The sequence below is a fragment of the Helicobacter pylori genome (assembly GCF_003637685.1).
Classification (GTDB): domain Bacteria; phylum Campylobacterota; class Campylobacteria; order Campylobacterales; family Helicobacteraceae; genus Helicobacter; species Helicobacter pylori_CJ.
Genome location: NZ_MVWW01000015.1, coordinates 1 through 8,199, shown reverse-complemented (window position 1 = coordinate 8,199; position 8,199 = coordinate 1). Strand labels below are relative to the sequence as shown.

12 protein-coding genes are annotated in these 8,199 nt (G+C 37.7%); 1 reads left to right on the top strand and 11 read right to left on the bottom strand.

Annotated elements, in window-relative coordinates; genetic code table 11:
- Positions 1-254 precede the first annotated feature (254 nt).
- From EAL44_RS07770 to recR, 10 genes are read right to left on the bottom strand one after another with little or no spacing between them, the layout of a single operon-like run.
- On the bottom strand, positions 255-740 hold the full coding sequence (locus tag EAL44_RS07770; RefSeq protein WP_121076564.1) for a GNAT family N-acetyltransferase: 486 nt from the start codon (positions 738-740) through the stop codon (positions 255-257).
- 10 nt (positions 741-750) lie between these two features.
- A complete protein-coding gene (locus EAL44_RS07765) occupies positions 751-1,506 on the bottom strand; it encodes a 7-carboxy-7-deazaguanine synthase QueE (RefSeq protein WP_121076561.1) in 756 nt (251 codons plus the stop codon).
- On the bottom strand, positions 1,503-2,105 hold the full coding sequence (locus EAL44_RS07760; RefSeq protein WP_121076558.1) for a 6-pyruvoyl trahydropterin synthase family protein: 603 nt from the start codon (positions 2,103-2,105) through the stop codon (positions 1,503-1,505). Before EAL44_RS07760 ends, EAL44_RS07765 begins: the two co-directional genes overlap by 4 nt.
- A gap of 3 nt (positions 2,106-2,108) precedes the next feature.
- Positions 2,109-2,768: a hypothetical protein gene (locus EAL44_RS07755; protein ID WP_001034745.1), complete on the bottom strand. Its 660-nt coding sequence runs from the start codon at positions 2,766-2,768 to the stop codon at positions 2,109-2,111.
- On the bottom strand, positions 2,765-3,568 hold the full coding sequence (surE, locus tag EAL44_RS07750; protein WP_121076555.1) for a 5'/3'-nucleotidase SurE: 804 nt from the start codon (positions 3,566-3,568) through the stop codon (positions 2,765-2,767). The genes EAL44_RS07755 and surE overlap by 4 nt, the downstream gene beginning before the upstream one ends.
- The gene (locus EAL44_RS07745) at positions 3,565-4,476 is read right to left on the bottom strand and encodes a polyprenyl synthetase family protein (protein WP_121076552.1); all 912 of its coding nucleotides are present in this window, start codon (positions 4,474-4,476) and stop codon (positions 3,565-3,567) included. Before EAL44_RS07745 ends, surE begins: the two co-directional genes overlap by 4 nt.
- A gap of 15 nt (positions 4,477-4,491) precedes the next feature.
- Positions 4,492-5,034 carry a GTP cyclohydrolase I FolE gene (gene folE / locus EAL44_RS07740; protein ID WP_000426975.1) on the bottom strand — a complete coding sequence of 181 codons (543 nt, stop codon included), beginning with the start codon at positions 5,032-5,034 and terminating at the stop codon, positions 4,492-4,494.
- Positions 5,035-5,967: a zinc metalloprotease HtpX gene (htpX, locus tag EAL44_RS07735; RefSeq protein WP_240448928.1), complete on the bottom strand. Its 933-nt coding sequence runs from the start codon at positions 5,965-5,967 to the stop codon at positions 5,035-5,037.
- The gene (gene truD, locus EAL44_RS07730; RefSeq protein ID WP_121076547.1) at positions 5,954-7,099 is read right to left on the bottom strand and encodes a tRNA pseudouridine(13) synthase TruD; all 1,146 of its coding nucleotides are present in this window, start codon (positions 7,097-7,099) and stop codon (positions 5,954-5,956) included. Before truD ends, htpX begins: the two co-directional genes overlap by 14 nt.
- The gene (gene recR, locus EAL44_RS07725) at positions 7,096-7,677 is read right to left on the bottom strand and encodes a recombination mediator RecR (protein ID WP_121076544.1); all 582 of its coding nucleotides are present in this window, start codon (positions 7,675-7,677) and stop codon (positions 7,096-7,098) included. The genes truD and recR overlap by 4 nt, the downstream gene beginning before the upstream one ends.
- A gap of 136 nt (positions 7,678-7,813) precedes the next feature.
- Here recR and EAL44_RS07720 point away from each other — a divergent pair, with 136 nt between their 5' ends.
- Positions 7,814-8,020: a 2-hydroxymuconate tautomerase family protein gene (locus EAL44_RS07720; RefSeq protein WP_001115881.1), complete on the top strand. Its 207-nt coding sequence runs from the start codon at positions 7,814-7,816 to the stop codon at positions 8,018-8,020.
- A 59-nt stretch (positions 8,021-8,079) separates the two neighbouring features.
- Here the strand turns inward: EAL44_RS07720 and EAL44_RS07715 are convergent.
- The coding region (locus EAL44_RS07715; RefSeq protein WP_073423031.1) for an outer membrane beta-barrel protein at positions 8,080-8,199 on the bottom strand (120 nt) is incomplete at its 5' end.

Sequence of the window (8,199 nt, the reverse complement as noted above, 5' to 3'; positions counted from 1 at the left end):
AATAATAAAAGTGGGATGAATAGTTTTCTCATGGTTATCTCTTTTTAGTTTATAGTGTTTTTATTATACAATTTAAGGGAATGGTTTGTTTATTTTTTTCCAAAAATTAAAGTTTTAAAAGGGTTTAGTGTTTCATATTAAAACAAAATTTTAACAACAAGCGTTTGTTTTAGGGTTTATTTAGCGTTAATTAGGCTGTGTTAATCAAAGTTTGATGGTTAAAAGCTTTGGCGTGTGTCAAATGGATGCACCAATCAAGACAAAATCTTTTCCATAAAAAGAGTGGGGAAAATCAAAGTCTCTTCGCCCAACTCCACCACGCAATCCTCTTCTTTGATGCGCACAAAACCCAGCTTTTGATAGAGGTTGCATGCCTTGATTTGACTCTTGCTCACATGCAGAGAGATTTTAGTATAGCCTTTAATAAAAGCGTATCGCTCCACGCTCTCATAGAGTTTTTGGCCCAACCCTTGGGATTGATAAGCGGTATTTATATGGAATTTGCACAGCTCTGCTTCTGTTTGATTGATAGGATTAAGCCCACAGATCCCAATGAGCTTGTTATCCTTTCTCATTTCAAAAAATTCCCCGCCATGCTCGCACAATTTTTGAACAAACTCGCTAATACTGGGCAAAAGATCCAAGCGTTGGATAAACCCTAAAGGGTTGTCAGCGATACGCTCAGCATAAAATTCTTCTAATTCAGTGGGGTATTTGGGCGAAAAAACTTTGATGGTCATGATTAACTTTTTAAAACCCTTTTTGATTATCCCACAAGCGGATATGGAGCCTATCGCTCAGCCTGAAACCATGCTCTATGGCTAGGGGGGCTAGGGTTTTGAGGTTTTTGTCTAGCTCCTTATTCGTTGTGCCTAAGGGCATTAAAAAGATTTCATTATTTTTTAAGGAGAGTTGTTTCAAAAGGCTTTGAATTTCTATAATAGATTGAGCGGCGTTTTGGCTATCCAAAACAAATTTAAAATGCGCGCTTTTAGCGTTATTTAAGATATTTTGTAAGGCTTTGAGGTTGATCCGCTTGCTTTTTTCCTCTAAAGAAAAAGAGAGTTTGACGCTTAGGGTGAAATGCAATTCTTTTAAAATAGGGCTAAATTCAAAAAAAATAGAACCATTGCTCTCTACACATAAAGGGATTTTTTGGCGGTGGAAATGCTCTAAAACGCTCAATAAAATAGGGTTATTAAAATACAAGCTTGGCTCCCCGCCTGTAAGAATGAAATCAAAATCCTTATAACTAGGGGCTAAATTAACTAATCGTTCAATCAAGAGCTTAGGCTCATTGTAATAATCCCAAGATGTTTTGAATTTAGGATGCACCGCATACAAACTATCGCAACCTGTTAGGATTTCATCATTGAATGGGGTTTTACAATTAAAGCCCTTGCATGAAAGGTTACACCCCCCTAAGCGCAAAAAAAGACTGGGCTTGCCTATCCTTTTTCCTTCGCCTTGTAAGGAAAAAAAGCTCTCAACGACCGGGAGTTTCATGGGATTTGGTGTAGGGGTTTAGCGTGAAAAAAGCATTGTTTTTCATCGCTAATGATTTTATTGAAAAAGTCCTTATCATGCCACAAATTTTGAATGCCTTGTGAAAAAGAGACGCAATTTGGATGCACTAAAGATTTAAAATGAGGGTTTTCTAAATCGTTTAAAAAGCTTTCAGCGTAGCCATTTTTAGTCTCATGCACGCGCACGCTAGAGACTTTTAATTCCCCTTCATTATTAGAAAAAACGCTTTTTTGTAAAATCCTTGAAAGGTAGTATAAAAACATGAGGGCGTAACTCTCCGCACTCAAATTAAACGAGCATTTCACATAACGAACGCAATGATTTTCTATAAAACGCTGAAACTCAACGCTTTCTTTATCCCAAAAATGATGGGCATGATCAAAGGAGTCTATAAAGGTTTGCATTTCTTGCTGCATCAGCCCAAAATCTAACGCCATGTTCGCGTTATCCAAGCGGTTGGTTTCAATAAAGACTTCCACTTCATAATTATGCCCATGGATATTTTGAGCACATCTTAAAGAAGAGCAATTGCGCACCACATGGCTAGCGCAAAATTTATACAATCGCCTGATAACCATTGCTCATTGCCTATAGCATGGCTGATAAAGGGGCAGTCTTAAATTGTAGTAGTAGCGTTCAGGGCGGTTAAAATCAATGCGTTTGATCGTGCTTTTAATCAAATCCCTATACAGCATTTGATAGCCACAAGTCCTCCCGCTCACGCTCCCATCCACATATAAAACCCGTTTTTGCAACACCACATCATACCAATCCAAAATAAAATGCGAATTAGCGCTCATTAAAATTTGCTCGCTAAAGCCATTGATAGCGTAATAATCCGTAGGGGTTTGAGAGCAATAAAACTGCCCCCCAAGAAAATAACAAGGCTTATTGACTTGATCGATCAGTTGGTAATTGTATTGATAAAACGGCACGGCCGAGATATTACGGACAATGCGTGCATAGATCACATTTTTTGCTTTATCTAATGGGAATTCCGCTTGCGTGAAAACATTGTAAAAGCCTAATTTTTGCAATTCATAAACAATCACATTGATATAATAAGAAGTCATCGCATCGCTTCTGTCATAAGCCACCACGATAGTGGAATTATAGTTGAATAAATAATCCCCTGTAACTTCTGAATAATACCCCATGTGCAGGCGGTGCTGGCATGCGCTAAAGAAGAATAGAACCCCAACAATTAGCCCTAAAAAAGCCAAGCGGTGCTTTTTATTCACTTTAACATTCCCTCATGCCAAGATTCCAAGCTTTTCAAATCATCATAACTGGTTAAGTCTAAATTTAAAGGTGTGATAGAGGCATGGTTTGAAGCGATAGCGTCAAAATCAGAGAGTCTGTCTTCATTTTCGCGCTTTTGCCATTCTAAAGGGTGCAGCCCTAGCCAAAAATAGCTTTCATTCTTAGGGTCTGTTCGTTTATGCACTTCTTTTTTATACAGCCTATAGCCTTTAGGGGTGATGCGTTCGCCCTTATATTCTTGTAAGGAGCAATTAGGAACATTCACATTTAAGAGTTTGCGCCCTTTTAAAGGGTAGCCTTTGGTGAAAATGTTTTGGACTAAATCCTGGATAATCTTTTGAGCTAGATCAAAACTGAAGGAAGTGTTTTTGTTTTTGTTAGAAAGGATTTGAGAAATCGCAATGGAAGGCACACCCTGAATCGTGCCTTCAATCGCTCCGGCCACCGTTCCCGAATAAATCGTGTCTTCGCCCATGTTAGAGCCAAGATTGATCCCTGAAATCACCAAATCAAAACAAACATGTTTAAAAAGCTCATTGATTGCTAAATACACGCAATCGCTTGGCGTGCCATCATCAATCCTATAATGCCGGCCTTCTTTGCCCTTAATTTTCTCCGCTCTTAAAGGCGCAGTGATCGTGATGCATTGCGAGCATGCGCTTTTTTCATGCTTGGGGGCGACCACATAGATTTCTGCCATTTCTTCTAAAGCTTGTTCTAAAGCTTTAATGCCTTTTGCATGGTAGCCATCATCGTTGGTGAGTAGAATTTTTTTCATGTCTTGCCTTTAAATAGAGTGTTCAATAATGCGTTTAAATTTTCTTGCAATAAAGGATAAGCGGGTTTTAGTAGGTTTAAATCGTTTAAAACCTCTGTTTTTAAAGTTTGAGCGTAATTATTCGCCCTCTCTAGCCCCAATAAATTCACAAAGCTGTTTTTAGTGCTGTCTAAATGAGTGGTTTTACCGCTTTCTTTTTCATCTTGCGTAACATCTATAATATCATCTAGCACTTGAAAACAAAGACCCGTTTTTAACCCAAAAGCTTGAAGCCATTTAAAAAGCTCTTTATCTTTAATACCGCTTGCAACAAACCCCATCATCAAGCTCGCGCTAATCAATTTAGCGGTTTTATGCTCGTGTAAGAAAGTGAGCTGTTCTAAATTTAAGGGCGTGTTTTCAAAATAGCAATCCAAAGCCTGCCCTAAGATCATGCCTTTAATCCCCCCATTAGCGCTTAAGATTTTGACTAATTCCACAATAATGTGGCTTTCTAGTAAAGCGTTTGAAAGCAATTCAAAAGAATAAGTGTTGAGCGCATCGCCAATTAAAACGGCTGTGGTTTCATCGTATTTAGCGTGTAAAGTGGGGTGGTTTCTCCTTAAAGCGGCGTTATCCATGCAAGGCAAATCGTCATGGATGAGCGAATAAGTGTGCAAGCATTCAATGCTTAAAGCGATTTTAAAATATTCTGTTTGTTGGTTAGAATAATCTTTTTTACCCACTAAAGCACAAAGCACGGCTAAAAAAAGCTTAGGGCGGAACCTTTTACCTCCATTAAGCACCATTTCAAAAAAGGCTTTTTCCAAATAAGGGTGGAAGCTTTCAAGGTGTAAATGATGGTTTTTTAAAAAGCTTTCAAAACGCTCGCACTCATTATAATAAAAGGATAAATTAGGGCTACTCATGCATAGAATTATAACCTAAGATTTTAAGAGTTGCATAAATTCAGCTCTGGTTTTAGGGTCTTTTTTAAAGAGGCCTCTTAACACACTTGTTTTAATGATCGCGTTTTGCTTTTGCACTCCTTGCATGCTCATGCACAAATGTTTGGCTTCACAAACCACGATCACACCCCTTGGCTCTATGATTTCATCAAAAGTTTCTGCAATTTGAGTGGTCAGCCTTTCTTGGATTTGTAGGCGTTTGCTATAAATTTCAATGAGTTTAGCGATCGCGCTAATGCCTACAATCTTTTCTTTAGGAATATACCCTAAGCTAATATTCCCCAAAAAAGGGAGTAAATGGTGCTCGCAAGTGGAGTAAAATTCAATGTTTTGAGCCACTATCATTTCATCGCAAACGCCTTGAAAATACGCGCTTTTTAAAGCCACTCTAGGATCTTCTTTATAGCCTTTATACAAGAATTTCCATAATTCTTGAACCCTTTTAGGCGTCTCTTTCAAGCCTTCTCTATTCTTGTCTTCGCCGATATTTTCAAAAAATTGGTTGAAAAAATTTTCCATTTAGATCACACGCTTGGATAAAGATTGGATACGATTTTTAACGCTAGGGTGGGTGCTAAACATTTCAGCGTTAAAAAGATAAGCCGCTGATCGGGTGGAGTTTTGATCTATGCCCTTGTAATCGTTGTTCGCATAGTCGTTAGAAATTTTTTGTAAGGCTCTGATCATGGGCTTACTATCATGCATTAAAAACGCCGCCCCGCTATCGGCCATGTATTCTCGTGTGCGGCTCAAATACATTTGTAAAATCAGCGTTAAAAAAGGCAAAATGATCTGTAAAGCCCATAAAATCATTCGGGCCAAATTCGCCCCACTATTCTTGCGATTCCCCATGAAAAAATACACGCTAAAATTAGCCACTAATAGCATGATATTGCTTAAAATCCCCACGCACATGGTCAAGCGGATGTCGTTGTGCCGTATGTGGCTGAGCTCATGAGCGATCACGGCTTTCAATTCATCTCTATCCAACCTCTCTATTAAAGCGCTTGTAAGAGCGATAAGAGAATTAGATTCATCCCATCCGCTCGCAAAAGCGTTCATATAAGGAGCATTAATGATATAAAGCTCAGGCTCAAAATGAAGCTTAGCCTCTTCTAAAAGCTCTAACAAAAGGCGATGGATTTGATTTTCTTTAGAGCTTAAAACCTTGCTTGGGTCAATAAGCTTGTATTCATCACCGCTTAACATGATAGAGCTAAAATTTTGGATACAAATAACAATAATGACAAAAGCCGCTAAAAACATGATAATGGTGATCGTAGGAAAAATTTGAAAAGTGATGAGTTTAAAAAGGGCTATGCCTAAATCATTAGCGTTGATTCTAATAGCATCCACTAACAACCCAATAAAAGCAAAAATCACGCCATAAGTCGCTAAAACCGCGTTCGTTTTGAGCCTGTTTTGCGCGATAATCTTTTCAAAATTCGTCATTATTTTCTCCTTTCTCATGCTTGATTTCTTTGAGCAACGCGCTCGCATAACTCCCTTTAGGCAAGTAAAATCCCAATTCAAATTGCGCTTTTTCTTTGATGTATTGAGAAGTTATATTTTCTGCAAACACCCAAAAAAACCGCCTAGAGCCTAGCGTTTTAGCATGGCTACTTAAAAGATTATGCTGGAATTCTTTTTCAACCTCTAAACTCAAATTTTTTGCATAAAGAGCTTTTTTGCCATCTAGTAACCCGGTAGGCACAGCTTCTTTTTTCAAAAACCTTTCGCTTTCTTTTTCTAATTCTAAAGCGTCAAAAAACTTCCCATAAGGGTAATGGCACATCACATCGCCTTCTAGGATTTTAAAGGGGTGGGCTTGGTTTTTAAGGGCTTTTAGGGCGTTTGAATGGATACTTAAATTTTTTTGTTTAAAAAATTCTAAATTTTCTTTGACGCTAAAATCGCTAATGATTTTACTGATTTCTAATCGTTTGCTTAAAAGCGAGTTAAACAAATAACTTTGATAGCTTGAAATTAAAAAAGCGTTTAATTTTTGATGAGCGAATTTCGTTTTATTTTGCAAGATTTTTAACCCTTCTTTATGGTTATCGTTAAACTTCCCGAAGCGTTGTGAGCCAAAATAATTAGGCATGCCAAATTGCGCGATTTGTTCTAAAACCTGCTCCGTTTTTTGAGCGTTTAGGGGGGTCATTTTTTTAAAACGCATAAAAAAGCGATTCCCTTTCAAATGCCCTAATTTGATTTTATTGTGATGGTAATTCAAAGACAGGATTTTAAGGTTTCTTTCCTGAAAGTTGCTCGTATTTTTTTCTAATAAAGGGGCGTATTTTTTAGGGAGTGAGATGAATTGAGTCGTCAGCGCGTTTTTATCTTTCAAGCCCGCATAACCCAATTCAGCGATTTTTACCCCTAAAATTTGAGAAAAAATTTGAAGCATTTCTAAAGTGCTTAAACCGCTTTTCCTCACTTGAATAACGGCATGTTCGCCCGTGTTGCTAAATTCATACAAAGGCACTTCATGCACGCAAAAATCCCTAGCGCTAGAATTGAAATAAAAATCAATGCTCGCATGGTTATAAGCATGCAATAGGGGCATAAAGTTTAAATTCATGCTTTGATCCTTGAATTAAACGCCCTTGAGAGCGAAACGGAGTCAATGTTTTCAAAATTCACTCCAGTAGGCACGCCTTGAGCGATTTTGGTGAAAGTGAGATGGAATCGTTGTAATTTATCTTCAATATAAAGCATTAGAGAATCATTAGCCAAAGTGGGAGGGAAAGCAAAAATGATTTCTTTAATGTTTTCTTCAATCAGGCGTTTTTCTAGGGCGTTAAAATCCACTTCTTCTACAGAATTTAACACAAAATAGCGCCCTAAAAAGTCCTTTAAATCTTCTAAAATAAACACATCTCTTGGGTGTAAAACCATGCAAAGCTGAGAATTTTGCCGGCTTTCATCAGAGCAAATCTCACAAATTTCACTCTCACTGAGCGCGTTACAAGATGCGCATGTTTTAAGGTTTTCTAGGGCGTTCTCTAAAGCGTGCGTGATTTTTAGTGCCAGATAGGGGTTTTCCAAACCCAAATGATACGCCATTTTAAAGGCAGACTTTTTACCCACATTGGGGATTTTTTCTAAACAATCCACTAAATTTAAAAAGTGGTTCAAGCTGTTTTTATAAGTATTCATTCTGTTAGTATATCAAACTTAACTTGACTTGAAAGCCACTAAAAGGGCTTTTATTGTTTTTATTTTTATCGTTTTTTAAAAGAGGGTTTAAGATGAAAAAGCGCTATAATACGCTATCTCAATTTTAAGGAATAACATGCCGTTTATCAATATCAAACTTGTGCCAGAAAATGGAGGGCCAACAAACGAGCAAAAACAGCAATTGATTGAAGGGGTTTCAGATTTGATGGTTAAGGTGTTAAACAAAAATAAGGCTTCTATTGTGGTCATTATAGATGAGGTTGATTCTAATAATTATGGTCTTGGGGGCGAGAGTGTTCATCATTTGAGGCAAAAAAACTAAAGAGTTTTTGAAATTCAAAGGTTGCGATACGCTTTTAGGGGGTGCTTATTTCTACCCCCCTAAAAACTATAAACATAACTCACATTAAACACCACAAGGCGTTTGAAAAAGAGGGAAGTGTTTAACCCTTTGCCATGCGTTTCATAAAAGGAATTGACCGCTAAAGGGATCTTTAAGCC